The organism is Micromonospora musae (assembly GCF_003626545.1).
Classification (GTDB): domain Bacteria; phylum Actinomycetota; class Actinomycetes; order Mycobacteriales; family Micromonosporaceae; genus Micromonospora; species Micromonospora musae.
This window is the reverse complement of sequence record NZ_RAZS01000006.1, coordinates 119,809-138,729: the sequence shown is the minus strand read 5'-3', so window position 1 is coordinate 138,729 and position 18,921 is coordinate 119,809. Positions and strand designations below refer to the sequence as shown.

Sequence of the window (18,921 nt, the reverse complement as noted above, 5' to 3'; positions counted from 1 at the left end):
GCTTCCACCTGCACGAACGACCGTTCCACGGCTTGCCAGCCACCCCCTACGACCGGCACTGTGGGTAATGACGTCTTCATCGGGAGGCGGCATGATCGGTCGGGTTCTCGAGCTACGGGTGCACGGGGTGTCCAACACGCCCCCGGCGCAGATCCTCGGCCTGCGCCCCGATCCGACCGGCGGGTCGCCCCAGCCGCGCCTGGTCGCCGGCGGCGCGGCGACCGGCTTCTACCGCGCCCCCGGCACCGGAACGGACGACCCGCTCGTCGTCGAGGCGTACAGCTGGGGGCAGTTGACCTCCGGCGCACGGACCGCGCGCGACGTCGAGCGCGCCCTCTGGACGCTGCTGCTGCCCTTCACCCTCGCCAACGTCGCGCTGCACGCCCGGCCCGCGATACCCCCGGAGTCGGACCGGGAACGCTGGTCCAGCGGCCCCGGCCTGACCGCCTGGCTGATCCGCCTCTTCTGCCTCAGCCTGACCTGCACGGTGGTCGTCGCGGTGACCGGGATCGGCGTCGACCTGATCGGGTGGCAGTGCGTCGACGAGGAGTGCCTGCGCCGGGTCCCGGGACCGTGGGAGTTCCTCGGCGAGGGGTGGTGGAGCGAGGGTGCCCGCGCGCTCGCCGTCGGGCTCGTCGCCCCGATCGGGCTGCTCGCGCTGCTGGGGCTGCTCGCCTGGCGGACGTACCAGTACGAAGCCCAGATGCCCGCCGGCCCCGGCACCGGCAGCCTCCCCCGCCAGCCGCGGCCGATCCACGCCGACGCGCCGGCCGACGACCCGGAGCCCCGCCCCGACCGGCCACCTACCGAGCCGACGAACCCGTTGCAGGACCGCACCTTCTGGCACGGGGAGGGGCAGCTACGCCGCTCGGCCATGCTGCACCTCTGCACCGGCGCGATCGTCGCCGCCTCGGTGCCGCTCGGCACGGTGCTGGCCATGGACCCGCCCCGGGGAATCCGCGCGCTGGTCGCCTGGCCCACCGCCGCGGCCGGCGGCGCGGCCCTGCTGATCGTGGTGGTGGCGCTCGGCCGGCCCAGCCTCACCCGGCGGAGCGGCGCCACCCGGATCGGCCGGTGGACCGTCGGGGTCGCCGGGCTCACCGCGCTCACCGTGACCGGCACCGTGGCAATCCTGCTGCTGCCCGACGGGCCGGCCGGTACCCCCCTCGCCGGGCTGCGCCCACCGACCGGCTGCGCCCGCGATCCCGGCACGCCGGGCTGCCTCGTCGACAGGTCGCTGCCCGGATACGACTGGATCGTCTCCTGGCTGAGCCTGGGCCAGCTGCTGCTACTGATCGCGATCGGCGCGGTCGCCCGCGCCGGCCGCCGCGCGTTGGCGCCACCGATGACCGCCGCAGGCCTGCTCGTGCTCGGCGTGTCCTGGGTCGACGGCCGGTTGCCCCTGGTGCCGGAGGCGCCGGCGCCCCTGAAGGTGTGGATGCTCGTCGTGCCGGCCGTCGCGCTCGCCGCCGTCGGACTGGCGCTGCCCCCCACCCACGCGGTCGACGAGCGGGCCGCCGCGCCACACAGCGCGGTCGCGTGGGGTGGCCGGGGGCCGGCCGTCATCGCGGGCGCCGGTTGGCTGCTCTGCGTCGCCAACTGCGCGGGGCTGCTCTACTGGGTCGCCGACCGGCTCAACAACGGGGCCACCCCGAGCGGCCGGAGCACGATCACCCCACCGGTCCCGGTGCTGTGGAGCGGGCTCGCCTTCGCCGTCGCGATCGTCGCGCTCGCGGTCACCGTCGCCCGCGCCGGCCTGCTGCTGAACCGGCTGCGCCGCCAGGCGTACGCCGAGCTGACGCCCGCCGGGCACGCGCTCTCCCCGCACGAGCTGCGCCGGTGCCGCGACGTCAGCCTCTTCCACGCCCTGCACCGGCTGGTCGGCGAGCACGCGATCCGGCTCGTCGGGCGCTACGCCGTGGTCGCCGCCGGGCTGGCCACCGTCGGCTGCGCGGCCGTGCTGTCCCACGCCCGACCGCATCCGATGCGGGCCACCGAGGGCGCGGCCGTGGTGAAGTTCGTCGCCGACGTCGGCGGCTCGATGCTCGGTTGGCTGCCCGTGCTGGTCGCCGCGATCGGCGCGCTGGTCTACCGTAACGACACCGTGCGGCGCACCGTCGGAGTGATCTGGGACGTGGGCACGTTCTGGCCGCGCTCCGCCCACCCGCTCGCCCCGCCGAGCTACGCCGAGCGCGCCGTGCCCGAGCTGCAGACCAGGATCGCGGGGCTGCTCGCCCTCCGCGACGACGACCCGCGCCGGATGGCGGGCATCATCGTCTCCGGCCACAGCCAGGGCACGGTGATCTGCGCGGCCGTCATCCTGCAACTGCCCGACCGGTGGCGGCGCCGGATCTGGTTCTTCTCGTACGGCTGCCAGCTGACCCGGCTCTACGGGCGGGTCTTCCCGGCCTACTTCGGGCCGGACCGGCTACCCACGTTGACCGGGGCGTTGACCACCTCCGCCGGCCGGTCGGGCTGGACGAACTTCTGGCGGAGCACCGACCCGCTCGGCTGGCCGGTCGACGCGGGCGAGCGGAACACGGCCGTGCGCGACCCGGAGGCGCTGCACCCCAGCGACGGTGAGGTGGCCGACCCACCCATCCGGAACCACAGCGGCTACCCGCAGGCGCCGGAGTTCCAGCAGGAGCGGGCCCGGGTCACGCGGCTGCTGCTGCGCGAGGTCCCGCTACCCCGGCGGGGCCTCGGCTAGCCGCACCACCATGTCCGCCCGGCCGGCGGTGCCGGCGACAAGCGTCGCGTTCTCCTCGTCGCTGCCCATCGCCCACGCCCGCGCCGCCGCCTCGGACCGCCCGTACGCGACGTGCCGGGCGGTGAGCCGACGCAGCCGCAGCTCGGCGTCGAGGTCGAGGAACCACGCCTCGTGCAGCAGGGACCGCACCTCGTCCCACGGCGTCAACGGCAGCAGCAGGTAGTTGCCCTCGGTCACCACGAGGCGCACCTCCGGCGGCACCTCGATCGAGCCGGCGATCGGCTCCTCCAGGTCACGGCGGAACGCGGGCGCGTAGACGGAGGTCGGCTCCAGCCGGTGCAGCCGGCGCAGCAGCGAGACGTAGCCGTTGGCGTCGAAGGTGTCGGCAGCGCCCTTACGGTCGGCGCGGGCGAGCCGCTCCAGCTGCACCTGGGCGAGATGGAAACCGTCCATCGGCACCAACCGGGCGGCCGACCCGACCCCGGCGACGATCCGCTCGGCGAGGGTGGACTTGCCCGCGCCCGGCGCGCCCGCGATGCCGAGCAGCTGGCGGGGGCCGGCCTCGGCGAGGGAGCGCGCCCGCTCGATCAGCTCCTCGACCGGGAGCACCTGTGCCGGCGCCATCAGCCCAGAACCGGCTCGGAGATCGCGAACCGCGCCTGCACGGCGGCCTGCACCGACTGCGGCTGCGGATCGAGGTCGAGCTCCGGCCCCCCGCCCCCCTCGGGGCCGCCCGCGTACGCCATCCGGGCCATCATCGGCCGCTCGACACCGGTGTCCGCCAGCTCGACGAGCGCGGTGACACGGGCACCGAGCGCCTCGGCGTACTCCCGGCCCCGGGCGAGGGCGTCGGCGATCGCGGCGTGCCGGACCTCGCGGTACGTCGGGCTGTCCGGCCGTAGCGACCACCACGGCCCGGCGATCTCGACCTGGTCCAGCTCGGCCACGCGGAGCATCAGCTCGCCGAGGGCGGTGAAGTCGCTGACCGTGACGGTGGTGGTGACACTTCCGTGCCAGGCGACCACCCGCTCGGTGCCGCGCCGGGTCTCCGGCCGCACCCGCAGCTCCCCGGTCTCCCGCCGGTCGATCGCCGCGCCCTCGCCGTCGAGCCGCACGCGGACGGCGGCGGCCCGTTCGGCCAGCCTGGTCAGGGTGGCCTCCCGCTCCCGGTCGCGGGCTGTCACGGTGACCGCGAACCGGGCCAGCTCCGGGGGCACCTCCCGGTACGCCTCCCCGCGTACCGTCACCACCGGCCCGTCCACCATGCCCTCACCCTAGTCGTGGCCGCGCCCGAGCGCCGGAGCAGCGCTCAGCTCGCGCTCACGCCGGCGGGCGACGCGCCAGGTAGGTCACCACGTCCGCATCGGCGGCGCAGCCGGTCAGCTGGCCGCCCGCCGAGCCCAGCTCCAGCAGGTACGCCAACTCGTCGGCGTGGTCCCCGTCGACCGGGAACTCACGCCGCTGCTCGTCCAGCGCCCGGTCGAGGAGCGCGTGACGTAGCTCCTGCGCCCGCCGGTAGCGCTCGACCAGCGCGTCCGCGTCGTCCCGGCGCAACGCGTCGACCAGCGCGTCGAGCACCACGCGGACCTGGCCGAGCTGGCCGAGCACCTCGTCCCGGTTCTGGAAGAGCATGTCCGCGATGCGCTCCACCGGCGTGCCGACCACCCGCGTGCCGTCCCGGAAGCTCCCGGCCGCCAGGCCGAGCACGGCGTCCCGGATCTCCACGTCGGCCGCCGCCCCGGCGAGACTCCCCGCCAGCAGGTGGGGGACGTGGGAGGAGAGGGCGACCACCGAGTCGTGCACCGTCGGTGACATCGGCACGACCCGGGCCGAGAAGACCGTCACGAGGAGGCCGGCGAGCATTCGGAACGGCCCGATCCCGTCGAGCCTCGGGCAGAGCACCCAGGCCGCCCCGTCGAACAGCTCCGGCACGGCGGCGGTCAGCCCGGACCGCTCGGTGCCCGCCATCGGGTGGCCGGGCACGAACCGCCCGGTCAGGCCCTGCTCGACCGCGAAGCGGGCCACCGCGTCCTTGGTGCTGCCCACGTCGGTGACCACACAGTCGTCACCGGTGTGCCGGGCGACGGTGAGCAGGGTCTCCGGCAGGCTGGCCAGCGGCCCGGCGAGGAAGACGACGTCCCGGTCCCGGACCGCGTCGGCCAGCGCGTCGGGGAAGCGGACACCCCGGTCACGGCCGACGGCGCGGGTGGCCGGATCCGGGTCCCAGCCGACGACGTCCGGGTAGACCTCCCGCAGCCGGAGCAGGATGGACCCGCCGATGAGGCCGGTACCCACCACCGCGACCCTCGGCCGCTGACCCACGCTGCGCACCATCACGTACCCCGGTGTCCCGCTCGTACCGTCGTCGACCGACGACGCGACGTCACTGGTCGGCGAGCCGGCCGGCCACCGCGGCGACCCGCTCGTCGGACTCGGTGAGCGCGACCCGGACGTGCTGCCCACCGGTCGGACCGTAGAAGAGGCCGGGGGCGACGAGGACGCCCCGCCGGGCCAGCCAGTCCACCGTCTTCCAGCAGTCCTCGCCGCGGGTCGCCCAGAGGTAGAGGCCCGCCTCCGAGTGCTCGATGGTGAAGCCGGCCGCCTCGAACGCCTGACGCAGCACCTCGCGTCGGGCCCGGTAACGCTCCCGCTGCTCCACGGCGTGCTCGTCGTCCTGCAGGGCGGCCACCATCGCCGCCTGCACCGGCGCGGGCACGATCATGCCGGCGTGCTTGCGCACCGCGAGCAGCTCCGCCACCAGCGCCGCGTCACCGGCGACGAAACCGGCTCGGTAGCCGGCGAGGTTCGACCGCTTGGAGAGCGAGTGCACCGCCAGTACCCCGTCGTACGAGCCGCCACAGACCTCGGGCGAGAGCACCGAGACCGGCTCGGCCGACCAGCCCAGGGGTAGGTAGCACTCGTCACTGGCGACCACCGCGCCCCGCTCGCGCGCCCAGTCGACCACCTTGCGCAGGTGGGCGGCGGGCAGCACCTTGCCGTTCGGGTTGCCCGGCGAGTTGACCCAGACCAGCCGGACCCGCGAGGTCGGACCGACCGACGTCAGCGAGTCGCTGCGCACCACGGTGGCACCGGCGAGTCGGGCACCCACCTCGTAGGTCGGGTAGCTGACCGACGGCACCACGACCACGTCGTCCGGCCCGATCCCGAGCAGGGTCGGCAGCCAGGCGACCAGCTCCTTCGAGCCGATGGTCGGCAGCACGCCCAGACCGTTCGCCCCGGCGCCGCAGGCACGGACCACCCAGGCGGTGATCGCCGCGCGCAGCGCGGGGGTGCCGGCGGTCAGCGGGTAACCGGGGGAGTCGGAGGCGTCAGCCAGCGCCTGCCGGATCACCTGCGGCACCGGGTCGACCGGCGTGCCGACGGAGAGGTTGATCAGGCCCTCCGGGTGCGCGGCGGCGACGGTGGCCGCCGCGTCCAGAGTGTCCCAGGGGAAGTCGGGCAGGTGCGCCGAGATCGGCGCGGGCCGGCTCAGTGTCCCTCACCGCGCGGCGGCTGCGCGGCGACGAACGCCGCATCCTTCTCCACCTTGCCGATCTTCGAGGCGCCGCCGGGCGAGCCGAGGTCCTCGAAGAACTCGTAGTTGGCGCCCGTGTAGTCCTTCCACTGCTCCGGCACGTCGTCCTCGTAGAAGATCGCCTCGACCGGGCAGACGGGCTCACAGGCACCACAGTCGACGCACTCGTCGGGGTGGATGTAGAGCATCCGGTTGCCCTCGTAAATGCAGTCGACCGGGCACTCCTCGATGCATGCCTTGTCGAGCACATCCACGCACGGCTCGGCGATGATGTAGGTCACCGGTCTTCTCCTCCGCAAGACGCGCCGCGATCTCCGCGACGGTAAGAGCCTAGTATCTCGCCGGGGAGGGGGTCGATCGTGCTGGGTCAGCAGGATGTGGGACACCGGATCGTGGTTCGGCGGATTGTCGGTATTCGAGAAGGCCGACCCCTGTTCTCCGACGCCCTCGGCGAGTTGGTCGAGCTGGACGAGACCCATCTCACGTTGAGCACCGCACACGGCCCGCTGCGCGTGCCCCGGGACGAGGTGCACCGGGCCAAGCGGGTGCCGCCGGCCCGCCGCCCCACCGCGGCGGCCGTGATCGAGCTGGAGCTCGCCGCCGACGAGGCCTGGTCGGCGCCCACGCGCGAGCGGCTGGGTGGCTGGCTGCTGCGGGCCGCCGACGGCTGGACCGGGCGGGCCAACTCGGCGCTACCCGTCGGCGACCCGGACCGGCCGCTGCCGGCGGCCCTGGACACGGTCGAGCGGTGGTACGCCGAGCGTGGCCTCACCCCGCTGGTGAACACCCCGCTGCCACTCGCCACGCCGGTCGGCGCCGAGCTGGACGCCCGGGGCTGGAGCGGCCGACCGCCGGTGCTGGTGCAGACCGCGCCGCTCCCCCTGGTGACCGCCGCCTCGCCGACCCCACCGGCGCCCCGGGGCCCGGGCGGGTCGGCGTCGATACGGCTGGCGACCGCCCCCGCACCGGAGTGGCTGGCGGTCGTGGGTGACCGCAAGGCCGGCCTGCCGGACGCCGCCCGCCACGTGCTGACCGCGGTGGAGCAGGTCCGCTTCGCGCACGCGTACGCCGACGGCGAGCTGGTCGGGATGGGCCGGGGCACGGTGACCGGACAGGGCCGCTGGCTGGGGCTGACCGTCATCGAGGTGCTGCCGGCGGCCCGACGTCAGGGGCTGGCCGGCCGGATCGTCCGCGCGCTCGGGCAGTGGGGCGCGGAGGCCGGCGCCACTGACGCCTTCCTCCAGGTCGAGCAGCGCAACACCGCCGCCGTCGCCCTCTACCGCCGGTTCGGCTTCACCACCCACCACACGTACCTGACCCGCGTCCCCCCGCACTGACCCGTCGGGGCGGCACGATCCGGCCCGGTCAGCGACGGACGACCTTGCGGGGCTTGGCGGCCTTCAGCTCGGCGTAGCGCTTCAGGCCCTGCGACCGGTGGTCGAGGCCGAGCGCGGTGGCCACCAGGTAGCCGACCAGCGTCCCCGCCAGGGCGGCGCCGAGGTAGAGCCAGATCTGGGCGAAGAAGGTGCCCGCGCCACCGGCGAACGGACTGTCGCCCACCAGCAGCGGACCGACCAGCACCGTCAGGAGCATCGCGACCAGCACCGTGCCCGCCACGTCGGCCGACCATTCGCCCAGCGGTCGACGCCGCCCCCAGACGAAGGCGAGCACGGCGAGGATCACCCCGATCAGCACGAACATGCCGAGTGACACCCGGTCGGCGGCGGTGTCGTCGCCGTCGAAGCCGAAGTGGATGATCAACCGAGCGACCACGTTGACCGCGAAGAGCAGCCCGGCGAGCACCCCGATGTCGCGCCAGCGCCTCGCCATCGCACGACCTCCCGCCCAACCGTCCCCTCGGACGGTTTCCTGGCAGGAATATCTACCACTCGAACCTGTGTGCCGTCATCACCCGGGCGAGTGCGACGGCGGCGCGAGGATCTGCCGGAAACCCATCACGGCGAAGGTCATCGCGCCGGCCACGATCATGACGAGGCCGACCCAGTTGTCACCGGCGAGGAGCAGGTCCCCCTCGGCGGTCCGGATCGCCGCGACCGCCATCAGCACGAACCACGGCACCGCGGGCAGCGCCACCGACCAGCGGCGGCCGACCGTCCGGTGGGCGAACCAACCGAGCGCGATGTTCGCGCCGACCGCCACCAGCACCGACACCCCGACGAGCTGGCCGGCCACCCGGAGCGTGGCGAGCAGCAGCTCCACCACCCCGGTCACCACACCGGCGACGACCGCCACGAGGCCGCCGGCCACCCGCAGGCCGAGGTCGAGCAGGCGCGGCGGCGGGCCCGCCGGTGGCGGGTTGGTCTCGTCCGGGGCTACCGACATGGGAATGGTGGGGAGGGTCACCGCAGACCGGCCACCGCTGCCGGGGCCCGGTCGTGGCCGTGGTCGGCGAGCCCGGCGAAGAGGTCGTCCTCCCAGCCGTACGGGCCGCTGCCCGCACCCTTATCCCCCTTCGCGAGGGTGAAGTACTCCAGCCCCATGAACTCGCCCCCGATGGCGCCGGCGATCGTGTAGAGCCACGAGGTCGGTGGGATCTGGGTGGCGTGGGCGCGCAGCGCGGCCTGCTTCGCGGCGTGTTGCTCGGTGGCGTCGATCCGGGCCGCGATCTGCTCGTCGGGGGTGCCGAACGGAAGCTCCGCGACGTCCTCGATCCCGGCGAACGGGTTGTCGGACGACTCGACGAACTGGTCCATGCCGGCCTTGAGCACGCTGAGCGGCATGGCCGTCCAGTAGACCTTCTCCGGAGCGATCCCCTCGGCCTCGGCCAGCTGATGCGCGCGCATCGCCACCCGGTGCGCCTGGATGTGGTCCGGGTGCCCGTAGAAGCCGTTCTCGTCGTACGTGATCATGACCTGCGGACGAACCTCCCGCATCACCTCGACCAGGTGACCGGCGGCCTCGTCCAGGTCGGCCTGCCAGAACGCCCGGGGGTGCTCGTTGGTGGCCAGCCCCATCATGCCGGAGTCGCGGTAGCGGCCCGCGCCGCCGAGGAAGCGGTGGTCGGTGACGCCCAGCGCCGCGCAGGCCGCGGTCAGCTCGGCGATCCGGTAGCCGCCGAGCTGGTCGGCCTGGTCGGCGGCGAGCTGCGCCAGCGCCGGCACGTGGATCTCGCCCTCCTCGCCGAGCGTGCACGTCACCAGCGTCACGTGCGCACCGGTGGCGGCGTAGTGCGCCATCGTCGAACCGGTTCCGATGGTCTCGTCGTCCGGGTGCGCGTGGACCAGCAGAAGGCGGCGGTCGGGCAGCATCGTCACGCCCGTCACTCTAACCGGCGGTTCCGTCCGGCCGACCCCAACGCGTCCGTGCAGGTCGGCCACATCACCTCCGGAGCCGACTTACGATCTGGCCGTGGACTATCCGGAGCTGGCCGCCCGTACCCGCCGGTTCAGCCACGGCGCGCCGCGCGCCGTCTCCGTGGCCGACGACGGATCCCTGGTGATCTTCCTGCGCTCGGCCGGCCCGGAGGACCCGGCCGACGCGCTCTGGCTCCTGGACGTCGCCTCCGGCGAGGAACGGCTGGTCGCCGACCCGGCGGTGCTGCTCGGGACCGACAGCGGCCCGGCCACCCTCTCCCCCGGCGAGCGGGCGCTGCGCGAGCGGTTGCGGCTCAGCGCCGACGGCATCGGCTCGTACGCCCTGGACGCCGCCGGGCGGGTGGCGGTCTTCGCGATCGCCGGCCGGCTCTTCCGGGCCGATCTGGTGCACGGTGACGTGGTGGAGGTGACCACCGTCGGACCGGTCCTCGACCCCCGGCCGGACCCGACCGGCGTTCGGCTCGCCTACGTCACCGACGCCGCGGACGGAGTCCGCCGGGGCGAGCTGCGCGTGGTCGACGCCGACGGCACCGACACGATGCTCGCCGGGGAGGACTCCGGCGTCACCTGGGGTCTGCCCGAGCACATCGCCGCCGAGGAGTTCGCCCGGTTCCGGGGCTACTGGTGGGCGCCGGACGGCCGCTCGGTGCTCGCCGCGCGGGTCGACGAGTCCCGGCTGGACCGGTGGCACCTGCACGACCCGGCCGACCCGGCCAGCCCGCCGACGACCGTCGCCTACCCACGGGCCGGCGGGCCGAACGCCGAGGTCAGCCTGCACCTGCTCGACCTGGACGACGGGTGGGTCGACGTGCACTGGGACCGGGAGACCTACCCCTACCTGACCTCGGTCAGCTGGGCGGACGGCGGCCCGCTGATCACCGTGCTGCGTCGTTCGCAGCAGCACGGCCTGGTGCTCGCGGTGGATCCGCGCACGGGTGAGACGCAGGTCCACGCCGAGCTGGCCGATCCGCGCTGGGTCGAGCCGATCGCCGGCACCCCGGCGCACCTGCCCGACGGGCGGGTGCTGGTCGGTGGTGAGCTGGCCCACGACGGGTACGACGCGCGGTGTCTCTTCGCCGACGGCACGCTGCTCACCCCGCCCTCGCTCTACGTCCGGCGCGTCGTGGGACGGCTGCCCAGCACCGGCGCGGGCGCGCCCGACCTGCTGGTCGAGGCGAGTGACGGCGAGCCGAGCGAGCGGCACCTGTTCCGGGTACGCACGACCATCGGCGGCGGGGTCGACGCCCGCCGGTTGACCTCCGACTCGGGATGGCACACCGCAGCGGTCGGCGGGGACGTGCTCGTGGTGGGCAGCGCCTCGCTCGACCACGCGGGAACGCGGTGGACGGTACGGCGCGGCGACGAGGAGGTGGCGTTGCTGAACTCGCACGCCGCCGTCTCGCCCTACTCGCCGCTGCCGCTGCTGGAACGGGTGACCGACCGGCGGTTGCCGAGCGCGGTGCTCTACCCGAACAGCTACGTCACGGGTCGCCGGCTGCCGGTGCTGCTGGACATCTACGGCGGCCCCGGCCACCAGGAGGTGGTCGCGGCGCGTTCGGCCTGGTTGGAGCGGCAGTGGTGGGCCGACGCCGGGTTCGCGGTGGTGGTCGTGGACAACCGCGGCACGCCGGGGGTGGCACCCTCGTTCGAGAAGGCGATCCACCGGCGGTTGGCCGACGTGATCCTGCTCGACCAGGTGGACGCGCTCACCGCGCTGGCCGACAAGCACCCGGATCTCGACCTGAGCCGGGTGGCGGTGCGGGGTTGGTCGTTCGGCGGCTGGCTGGCCGGGCTCGCGGTGCTGCGGCACCCGGAGCTGTTCCGCTGCGGCATCGCCGGGGCCCCGGTCAGCGACTGGGGTCTCTACGACACCGCCTACAGCGAGCGCTTCCTGGGGATGCCCGACGAGGGCTCGGACGTCTACGCGCACCATTCGCTGGTCGAGCTGGCCGCCGAGCCGGTGACAAATCCGGCGGAGGCCCGCCCGTTGCTGCTGGTGCACGGCATGGTGGACGACAACGTGGTCGCCGCGCACACCCTGCGGCTCTCGGCCGCGCTGCTCTCCTCCGGGCGGCCGCACTCGGTGCTGCCGCTGACCGGGGCGACGCACATGGCGGCCGGCGGCACCGCCGAGCGCCTGCTCCGGCTGGAGCTGGACTTCCTCCGCACGCACCTGGGATAGCGCGGGCCGCCCCGACCGGCGCCGAGGGCACGCACAATCCCCCGACCGCCGGGTGCGCACGACCCCCGGCCGACGACGGTGTCGACCGGGGGCCCGTTCGTGCGGCGGGACTACTGCTTGACGTACGCGTTCACGAAGGCGGGGTAGCCGAAGACGCTGGAGATGAAGACGCCGCCGGCCTTGGAGCCGTGCACGTTGTAGGCGACGTCGACGAAGAGCGGCACGACCGGCGCGTACTCCTTCATCATCCGCTCGTCGAGCTTGGCCCACTCCGGGCCCTGTTCGGCGGGGGAGAGCGCCAGGATCCGGTCCATCTCGGTGTTGACCGCCGGGTCGTTGAAGTACGACTGGTTGCTGTTGCCCTCGGGCTTGATGGTGCGCCCGTCGTAGAGCACCGGCAGGATCGACGCGCCGCTCGGCCAGTCGGCCGCCCAGTTACCGATGTACAGGTCCCAGGGGTTGTCCTTCTTCTTGATCTCGTCGAGCTTGGCGTCGTCCGGGATGTTCCGCAGCGTGATCTTGAAGCCGGCCCGCTCCAGGTTGGCCTTGAGCTGGGTGCCCTGCAGCTGCTCGGTCGCGCCGTCGGAGACGCCGAGGACCAGCTCCGGGGTCTGACCGGCGAGCAGCTCCTTGGCCTTGTCCACGTTCCCGTTGGCGCCGGCCGGGTACGCGTCGTACGCCTTGAAGCCGATGGTCGACGGCGGCATCAGCGTGGTGAGCGGCGCGGCGACGGTCGGCCCACCCATCGCCTTGATCAGACCCTCCCGGTCGATCGCGTAGTTGAGCGCCTGACGGATCTTCAGGTCCTTGACCCGCTGGTTGTTGATGACCAGCTGGTTGGCGCTCGGGGTCGGCGAGAGGATGGTGCGGGACTTCAGCGCAGCGTCGCCGGCCACCTTGGCGACCAGTGAGGCCGGCACGGTGTTGAAGGCGAGCGCGCTCTGGTCGGCGCCGTTGTCGGCGATCACCCGGTTGCTGGCGGCGTCCGGGGTCGGGCCGAAGCTCCAGACGAACTGGTCCGGGTACTGGTGCCGGACCGGGTCGGTCTTGGCGTCCCAGTTCGGGTTCCGGTCCAGGGTCAGCTTCACGCCGACCTGGTTGTCAGCGATCTTGTACGGCCCGGACGAGAACGGCTTGTTGTCCAGGTTCACGCCGGTGTCCTTGGCGGGCGGCAGCGGCGCGGTGGTCGGCAACGAGACGGCGAACGGCAGGTCGCAGCGGGGCTTGGTGAACTCGAAGCGCAGCGTCTTGTCGTCCGGCGTGGTCAGCCCGGGCGGCAGCGAACCCTTGTTCTTCTTGAAGTCCCACTTGGTGTCGAACTGCGGGGTGTCGGCCAGCCACTCCTGGATGTAGGTCGGGCCGCCGGTGAGGTCCGGGTCGAAGGAGCGGGCGATGCCGTAGGCGATCTCCTTCGAGGTGATCGGGCTGCCGTCCTCGAACTTCACCCCGTCCTTGATCTTGAATTCCCAGACCTTGCAGTCCTTGTTGACGTCGTTGCCGGGCGTCTCGGCGAGGTCACCGACCAGGACCAGGCCGCCCTTGCCGTCGTCCTTCCAGGTGGTGAGGTAACGGGCGAAGAGCGGGCTCGCCATCAGACCGGCGAACGAGTACGTCCGCTGCGGGTCCAGGTGGGAGATGGGCGTCTCCCGGATGATGGTGAAGGTGCCGCCCTTGCTCGCTCCGGCCACCTCCGCGGCCGGGCCCTGCGAGTCCTTCGGGTCGGTCGCGATCACCCCGGTCTGCGTACGGTTGGTGTCCACGGTGGTGCCTTCGCCCGTGTTCTTCGAGCAGGCACCCAACGCCACAACCAGTGCGATCGCGCCGCCTGCGGCGGCCGCCACGCGTGGTCGCATCTCCTACCTCCTCCACCCATCTGACGTGCGGGTCCGCCGGAGGTGGAACCGCCGACGTCCCGAGGATCGTAAAGAAGAAAACCTACGGATTGTGTAACAGTTGTCGATAAATTTCACCATCGGCCGGCGGCTCGACCCTCGTCCGCCCCGCCCCGGCACCGCCCGGCGTCCCGGGCTCGGGTCAGTGCAGCCGTACCCGGGGGTCGATGGCCGCGTACAGGAGGTCGACCAGCACGTTCGCGAGCACCACGAAGACCGCCGCGATCAGCACGGTGGCCATGATCGTGGGCAGGTCACCGGCCCGTACCGCGTCGACGGCCGTACGACCCAACCCCTGGATGCCGAAGGTCGTCTCGGTGATCACCGTGCCGCCGAGCGCGCCACCGACGTCCAGCCCGGCGATCGTCACCACCGGTGTGATCGCCGCGCGCAGCGCGTGCCGCCCGTACACCTTCGGCTTGGCCAGGCCCTTCGCCCGCGCGGTGCGGACGAAGTCCTCCGAGAGCGTCTCCAGCATCTGCGCGCGGGAGAGCCGGGCGTAGATCGCGGAGAAGAGGAAGGCCAGCGAGAACCAGGCCAGCACCAGCCCGCTCGCCCACTTCAGCGGATTGTCGAAGATCGACGTGTAGCTGGGCACCGGCAGGATCCGCAGGTTGTAGACGAAGACCAGCAGCAGCACCGCACCGACGAAGTAGAGCTGCAACGACGCCCCGGTGAGCGAGAAGCCGATGGCGAGCCGGTCCAACCAGGTGCCGCGGCGCAGCGCCGAGATCATGCCGAGCCCCACGCCGAGCAGCAGCCAGAGGACCGCCGCCGGGATCACGATGCTGAGCGTCACCGGCAGCACCCGCGCGATGGTGTCGGAGACCGCCTCGTTGGTGACGTACGACCAGCCCAGGCAGGGCGCGTCGCAGCGGCCGCCCTGGGCGCTGCCCAGGTCCCGACCGGTGACGATGCCCTTCATGTAGCCGGCGTACTGCGTGACCAGCGGGTCGTTCAGGCCCAACTCGTCCCGGACCCGCTCCAGCCGCTCCGGGTTGCAGTTCTTCGGGCACATGCCGGTGACCGGGTCACGGGGCAGGGCGAAGAACATCAGGAAGGTCAGCACGCTCACCGCGAAGAGCGTCAGCGTGGCGGAGAAGAGCCGCTTGACCAGGAATCGCGTCATCAGAGCACCCCTTCGTTCGCAACCGCTCGACTCCGTGGCGTCGCACTCCGCACGCTCATCTCGACACCTACCGGGACGACTTCGGGTCGAGCGCGTCGCGCAGCGCGTCCCCGAAGAGGTTGAAGGCGAACACCAGCGCGAAGATCGCGATGCCCGGGAAGAAGACGTACGCGGGGTCGGTCTGCAGGTAGTCCAGGCTGCGGTAGATCATCCGGCCGAAGCTCGGCGTCTCGTCGCTCAGCCCCACCCCGATGAAGGAGAGCGCCGCCTCGCTGGTGATGAACTGCGGCACGGCCAGGGAGAACGAGACCAGGATCGGCGCCCAGATGTTCGGCAGCAGCTGCCGGAAGAGCATGTGTCCCAGGCCGGCGCCGCTGGCCCGGGCGGCCTCCACGAACTCCCGCTCGCGCAGCGCGATCACCTGGCCACGGACCAGCCGGGCGGTGCTCGTCCAGCCGAAGACGGCGAAGACGCCGATCAGCACCGCCACCCCGAAGGCCGGCGAGACGGCCTCCCGCTCGCCGTAGAAGCGCAGCACCAGCGTCGGGGTCAGGGCCAGCGCGATGACCAGGAACGGCATGGCCAGCGTCAGGTCGGTGATCCAGTTGATCACCGCGTCCAGCCACCCGCCGAGGTAGCCGGCGAGCGTACCGAGCACGACCCCGATCGTCGCGGTGATGACCGCCGCGGCGAACGCGATGAAGAGCGAGGTACGCAGGCCGTAGATCAGCCGGATGAAGATGTCCCGGCCCAGCCCCGGCTCCAGGCCGAACCAGTGCTCGCCGGAGACGCCACCGGCATAGCCCAGCGGCATGCCGAAGCCGTCGAGCAGGCTCTGGAACTGCTCCTTCGGACCGATGCCGTAGAGCAGCTCGACGAGCGGCGCGGCGAGCGCCAGCAGCAGGAAGAAGAGGAGCATCGCGCCGCTGACCATCGCCGTACGATCGCGCCGCAGCCGGATCCAGGCGAGCCGGCCGGGTGAGCGGCCGACGACGTCCCTGCTCTCCGGAGTCTCCGCGCCGCCGCCGGACTCGATCTCGGCGAGCGCCACACCCTCCACCGGGGACAGGCTCACTTCGACACCTCCTCGACGGCCGCGCCGGCCGTGCCGCCGCTCTCCCCCGCCACCGGGCCGGACTCCGGGAAGTGGCAGGCGGTGGCCTGCCCGCCGCCGTCCCGCGACACCAGCGCCGGCTCCTCGGTCGCGCAGATCTCCCGCGCCTTCCAGCACCGGGTGCGGAACCGGCAGCCCGACGGCGGGTCGAGCGGGGTCGGCACGTCACCGGTGAGCCGGATCCGGCCGGCGGGGCCGAGCTTGGTGACGTCCGGGATCGCCGAGAGCAGCGCCCGGGTGTACGGATGCTGCGGCCGCTCGTAGATGTCGGTCCGGTCGCCGATCTCCACGATCTTGCCGAGGTACATCACGGCGACCCGCTGGCAGAAGTGGCGGACCACGGCCAGGTCGTGCGCGATGAAGACGAACGCCAACCCCAGGTCCCGCTGCAGCTCGCGAAGCAGGTTGACCACCTGCGCCTGGATCGACACGTCCAGGGCGGAGACCGGCTCGTCGGCGACGATGAGCTTCGGCCGCAGCGCCAACGCCCGGGCGATGCCGATCCGCTGCCGCTGCCCGCCGGAGAACTCGTGCGGGTACCGGTTGTAGTGCTCCGGGTTCAGCCCGACGACCTCCAGCAGCTCCTGCACGCGCGCCTTGACGCCACCCGCCGGCTCGACGCCGTTGACCTGCAACGGCATGGCGATGATCCGGCCCACCGTGTGCCGGGGATTCAGCGAGGCGTACGGGTCCTGGAAGATGATCTGCAGGTCCTGGCGCAGCGGGCGCAGCTCACGCCGGCCGGCGTGGGTGATGTCCCGGCCGTCGAACTCGATCGTGCCGGCGCTCGGCTCCAGCAGTCGCACCAGCATCCGACCGGTGGTGGTCTTGCCGCAGCCGGACTCACCGACCAGGCCGACCGTCTCACCGGGCCGCACGTCGAAGTCCAGCCCGTCGACCGCCCGCACCACGCCGCGGCTGCGCAGGCCGGTGCGTACCGGGAAGTGCTTGGCCAGCCCCCGTACCCGCAGCAGCGGCTCGGCCTCCGCCGGCGCGGTGCCCACCTCACTCATCGGAGCCTGCCTTCGTTCGCGACTGCGGTACTCCGCTGCGCTGCGTTCCTCGCGCTCACCGACACCCGCCTTCGTTCGCGACTGCGGTACTCCGCTGCGCTGCGTTCCTCGCGCTCACCGAGCGACCCCCACATGTGCGATCTCCTCGCGGTAGAGCCGCGTCCGCTCCTCGGCGGCCAGGTGGCAGGAGACCAGGTGGCCCTCCTCCCCGGCCGGGCGCAGCTCGGGCACCTCGCTGCGGGACCGGTCTCCGTTGCGGTCGGCGTACCGGCAGCGCGGGTGGAAGGAGCAGCCCGAGGGGAGGTTGATCAGGCTCGGCGGGTTGCCCCGGATCGGCACCAGGTCCGCGTCCGCGTCGCCGTGCAGCGAGGGCACGCTGGAGAGCAACCCCCAGGTGTACGGGTGCTGCGGCCGGCGGAGCACCTGCTCGACGCTGCCGCGTTCGACGGCCCGGCCCCCGTACATCACGAGTACGTCGTCGGCCACCTGGCTGACCACGCCGAGGTCGTGCGTGATCAGGATGATCGCGGAGTGGAACTCGGCCTGGAGATCGGCGAGCAGGTCCAGGATCTGCGCCTGCACGGTGACGTCGAGGGCGGTGGTCGGCTCGTCGGCGATGAGCAGGTCCGGGTCGTTGACCAGCGCCATCGCGATCATCGCCCGCTGGCGCATGCCGCCGGAGAACTCGTGCGGGTACTGGTCGAAGCGGCGCGCCGGTTGCGGAATGCCGACCCGGCCGAGCATGTCGACCGCCCGCTGCCGGGCCTCCCGCTTGCCCGCGCGCGGGTGGTGCACCCGGTACGCCTCGGCGATCTGCCGCCCGACCGTGAAGTACGGGTGCAGCGCCGAAAGCGGATCCTGGAAGATCATCGCCATGTCGCGGCCACGCAGCCGGCGTACCTCCTCCTCCGGCAGGCCGACCAACTGCCGACCGCCGACGAAGATCTCGCCGCCGATGCTGGCGCGCTTGGCGTTGTGCAGGCCGAGGATGGCGAGTGAGGTGACGCTCTTGCCCGATCCGGACTCACCGACGATGCCGAGCGTGCGGCCACGCTCCACCGTGAACGAGACTCCGTCCACCGCCCGGACCACACCGTCCTCGGTGTCGAAACGCACCCGCAGGTCGTTCACCCGCAGGTACGGCGCGTCGCCGGAGCGCTGCTCCGGCACGCTGGGACGATCGCCCGTCTGCCCGGACGGCACCGACTCCGACCTGCCCACGACCGCCTCCCCCAGTGACGAAGAGAACTTACAGGAAATCCCTGAGGGTGAAAATAAGCTACAAAGTCGCGGGCTGTCAGCGGCCGTCAGCGTAACGACTCGGCAACGTCCATGAACAGCCCTCACCAGCACATTCACGAAGTCCACTCGCCGGCTTCGCCACGTCACCGCACCTCTGGTGCGACGATGACAGCGGCAGTCAGGCAAGCATTCCCGCCGACACGAGGTGGAGGTGACCATGACCGTGGCGGTGTTCGACCACGAAGGCCCGTGGACCGAAGAGGAGTACCTCTCCCTCGGCGAGACGTCCCAGCGCGTCGAACTCTTCGACGGAAGCCTTCACGTGACCCCAGCACCAACCCCACGACACCAGAACATTTCGGGTGAACTCCGCTCAGCTCTTCGCGGCCCCGTCCGCGAGGCGGGGTTGCACGTCCTTGAGGGAGTCAACGTCCGCCTCAGGCCAGGGCGTATCCCGATCCCGGACCTGGTGATTACGGGCCCCATCAACTTCGACGAGGTCAACGTCGAAGCCAGCGAGGTACGGCTGGTGTGCGAGATAATTTCCCCCAGCAACGCCGCCACCGACAAGGTGCTCAAGATGCACTACTACGCGGCCGCCGGGATCGAGTGGTACCTGCTGGTGGAGCAGGAGAACGGCACGCTGCACCTTTACCGGCGGCAGGGCCGGCACTATCGGGAAGTGGCGGTGACGAAGGCCGGCGAGAGTCTGGAGCTGACCGAGCCGGTCCGGGCCACGATCCGGCCCGAAGAGCTGCTGCCCTGACGC

The 18,921-nt window shown here is 72.5% G+C and carries 17 protein-coding genes; 4 read left to right on the top strand and 13 right to left on the bottom strand.

Annotated features, from left to right (window positions below; translation table 11 throughout):
* Positions 1 to 91 precede the first annotated feature (91 nt).
* Positions 92 to 2,710: a hypothetical protein gene (locus tag D7147_RS18100; protein WP_233563202.1), complete on the top strand. Its 2,619-nt coding sequence runs from the start codon at positions 92 to 94 to the stop codon at positions 2,708 to 2,710.
* Here the strand turns inward: D7147_RS18100 and D7147_RS18095 are convergent.
* From D7147_RS18095 to fdxA, 5 genes are read right to left on the bottom strand one after another with little or no spacing between them, the layout of a single operon-like run.
* Positions 2,687 to 3,334, bottom strand: a complete 648-nt coding sequence (locus D7147_RS18095) for a nucleoside/nucleotide kinase family protein (protein WP_120679182.1) — start codon at positions 3,332 to 3,334, stop codon at positions 2,687 to 2,689. The genes D7147_RS18100 and D7147_RS18095 overlap by 24 nt on opposite strands.
* On the bottom strand, positions 3,334 to 3,975 hold the full coding sequence (locus D7147_RS18090) for an SIMPL domain-containing protein (RefSeq protein ID WP_120679180.1): 642 nt from the start codon (positions 3,973 to 3,975) through the stop codon (positions 3,334 to 3,336). The genes D7147_RS18095 and D7147_RS18090 overlap by 1 nt, the downstream gene beginning before the upstream one ends.
* A 55-nt stretch (positions 3,976 to 4,030) precedes the next feature.
* On the bottom strand, positions 4,031 to 5,044 hold the full coding sequence (locus D7147_RS18085) for a prephenate dehydrogenase (RefSeq protein WP_120679836.1): 1,014 nt from the start codon (positions 5,042 to 5,044) through the stop codon (positions 4,031 to 4,033).
* Positions 5,045 to 5,093: 49 nt separating this feature from the next.
* On the bottom strand, positions 5,094 to 6,203 hold the full coding sequence (dapC, locus tag D7147_RS18080) for a succinyldiaminopimelate transaminase (protein ID WP_120679178.1): 1,110 nt from the start codon (positions 6,201 to 6,203) through the stop codon (positions 5,094 to 5,096).
* Positions 6,200 to 6,526, bottom strand: a complete 327-nt coding sequence (fdxA, locus tag D7147_RS18075) for a ferredoxin (protein ID WP_076466513.1) — start codon at positions 6,524 to 6,526, stop codon at positions 6,200 to 6,202. Before fdxA ends, dapC begins: the two co-directional genes overlap by 4 nt.
* A 78-nt stretch (positions 6,527 to 6,604) precedes the next feature.
* Between fdxA and D7147_RS18070 the strand changes: the two genes are divergently transcribed.
* A complete protein-coding gene (locus D7147_RS18070) occupies positions 6,605 to 7,582 on the top strand; it encodes a GNAT family N-acetyltransferase (protein WP_120679176.1) in 978 nt (325 codons plus the stop codon).
* A gap of 28 nt (positions 7,583 to 7,610) precedes the next feature.
* Here the strand turns inward: D7147_RS18070 and D7147_RS18065 are convergent, their stop codons facing one another.
* The 3 genes from D7147_RS18065 to mshB form a co-directional block, all read right to left on the bottom strand.
* Complete coding sequence (locus D7147_RS18065; RefSeq protein WP_120679174.1) at positions 7,611 to 8,075, bottom strand: hypothetical protein; 465 nt, start codon at positions 8,073 to 8,075, stop codon at positions 7,611 to 7,613.
* 78 nt (positions 8,076 to 8,153) lie between these two features.
* On the bottom strand, positions 8,154 to 8,594 hold the full coding sequence (locus D7147_RS18060; RefSeq protein ID WP_120679834.1) for a hypothetical protein: 441 nt from the start codon (positions 8,592 to 8,594) through the stop codon (positions 8,154 to 8,156).
* A gap of 11 nt (positions 8,595 to 8,605) precedes the next feature.
* The gene (gene mshB, locus D7147_RS18055; RefSeq protein ID WP_120679172.1) at positions 8,606 to 9,529 is read right to left on the bottom strand and encodes an N-acetyl-1-D-myo-inositol-2-amino-2-deoxy-alpha-D-glucopyranoside deacetylase; all 924 of its coding nucleotides are present in this window, start codon (positions 9,527 to 9,529) and stop codon (positions 8,606 to 8,608) included.
* A gap of 85 nt (positions 9,530 to 9,614) precedes the next feature.
* Here mshB and D7147_RS18050 point away from each other — a divergent pair, with 85 nt between their 5' ends.
* Positions 9,615 to 11,762 carry a prolyl oligopeptidase family serine peptidase gene (locus D7147_RS18050; RefSeq protein ID WP_120679170.1) on the top strand — a complete coding sequence of 716 codons (2,148 nt, stop codon included), beginning with the start codon at positions 9,615 to 9,617 and terminating at the stop codon, positions 11,760 to 11,762.
* 110 nt (positions 11,763 to 11,872) lie between these two features.
* Here the strand turns inward: D7147_RS18050 and D7147_RS18045 are convergent, their stop codons facing one another.
* From D7147_RS18045 to D7147_RS18025, 5 genes are all read right to left on the bottom strand, one after another.
* Positions 11,873 to 13,615 (bottom strand): ABC transporter substrate-binding protein, encoded by a 1,743-nt coding sequence (locus D7147_RS18045; RefSeq protein WP_120679168.1) that lies wholly within the window; start codon positions 13,613 to 13,615, stop codon positions 11,873 to 11,875.
* 181 nt (positions 13,616 to 13,796) lie between these two features.
* A complete protein-coding gene (locus tag D7147_RS18040) occupies positions 13,797 to 14,783 on the bottom strand; it encodes an ABC transporter permease (protein WP_120679166.1) in 987 nt (328 codons plus the stop codon).
* A 67-nt stretch (positions 14,784 to 14,850) separates the two neighbouring features.
* Entirely contained in the window at positions 14,851 to 15,858 is a 1,008-nt protein-coding gene (locus D7147_RS18035; protein WP_120679164.1) for an ABC transporter permease, read from the bottom strand.
* Positions 15,855 to 16,910, bottom strand: coding sequence for an ABC transporter ATP-binding protein (locus D7147_RS18030; RefSeq protein ID WP_120679162.1), 1,056 nt, complete (start codon positions 16,908 to 16,910; stop codon positions 15,855 to 15,857). The genes D7147_RS18035 and D7147_RS18030 overlap by 4 nt, the downstream gene beginning before the upstream one ends.
* Before the next feature lie 114 nt (positions 16,911 to 17,024).
* Positions 17,025 to 18,080: an ABC transporter ATP-binding protein gene (locus D7147_RS18025; RefSeq protein WP_233563233.1), complete on the bottom strand. Its 1,056-nt coding sequence runs from the start codon at positions 18,078 to 18,080 to the stop codon at positions 17,025 to 17,027.
* Between the two features lie 289 nt (positions 18,081 to 18,369).
* On the opposite strand from D7147_RS18025, the gene D7147_RS18020 reads away from it, so the two are divergent.
* Positions 18,370 to 18,918, top strand: coding sequence for a Uma2 family endonuclease (locus tag D7147_RS18020; protein ID WP_120679832.1), 549 nt, complete (start codon positions 18,370 to 18,372; stop codon positions 18,916 to 18,918).
* Positions 18,919 to 18,921 lie beyond the last annotated feature (3 nt).

Bases quoted from the DNA above. Each gene is read 5' to 3' on its own strand.
- D7147_RS18100 (WP_233563202.1), top strand. From the start codon at position 92: ATGATCGGTCGGGTTCTCGAGCTACGGGTGCACGGGGTGTCCAACACG.
- D7147_RS18095 (WP_120679182.1), bottom strand. From the start codon at position 3,334: ATGGCGCCGGCACAGGTGCTCCCGGTCGAGGAGCTGATCGAGCGGGCG.
- D7147_RS18090 (WP_120679180.1), bottom strand. From the start codon at position 3,975: ATGGTGGACGGGCCGGTGGTGACGGTACGCGGGGAGGCGTACCGGGAG.
- D7147_RS18085 (WP_120679836.1), bottom strand. From the start codon at position 5,044: ATGGTGCGCAGCGTGGGTCAGCGGCCGAGGGTCGCGGTGGTGGGTACC.
- D7147_RS18065 (WP_120679174.1), bottom strand. From the start codon at position 8,075: ATGGCGAGGCGCTGGCGCGACATCGGGGTGCTCGCCGGGCTGCTCTTC.
- D7147_RS18045 (WP_120679168.1), bottom strand. From the start codon at position 13,615: ATGCGACCACGCGTGGCGGCCGCCGCAGGCGGCGCGATCGCACTGGTT.
- D7147_RS18040 (WP_120679166.1), bottom strand. From the start codon at position 14,783: ATGACGCGATTCCTGGTCAAGCGGCTCTTCTCCGCCACGCTGACGCTC.
- D7147_RS18030 (WP_120679162.1), bottom strand. From the start codon at position 16,910: ATGAGTGAGGTGGGCACCGCGCCGGCGGAGGCCGAGCCGCTGCTGCGG.
- D7147_RS18020 (WP_120679832.1), top strand. From the start codon at position 18,370: ATGACCGTGGCGGTGTTCGACCACGAAGGCCCGTGGACCGAAGAGGAG.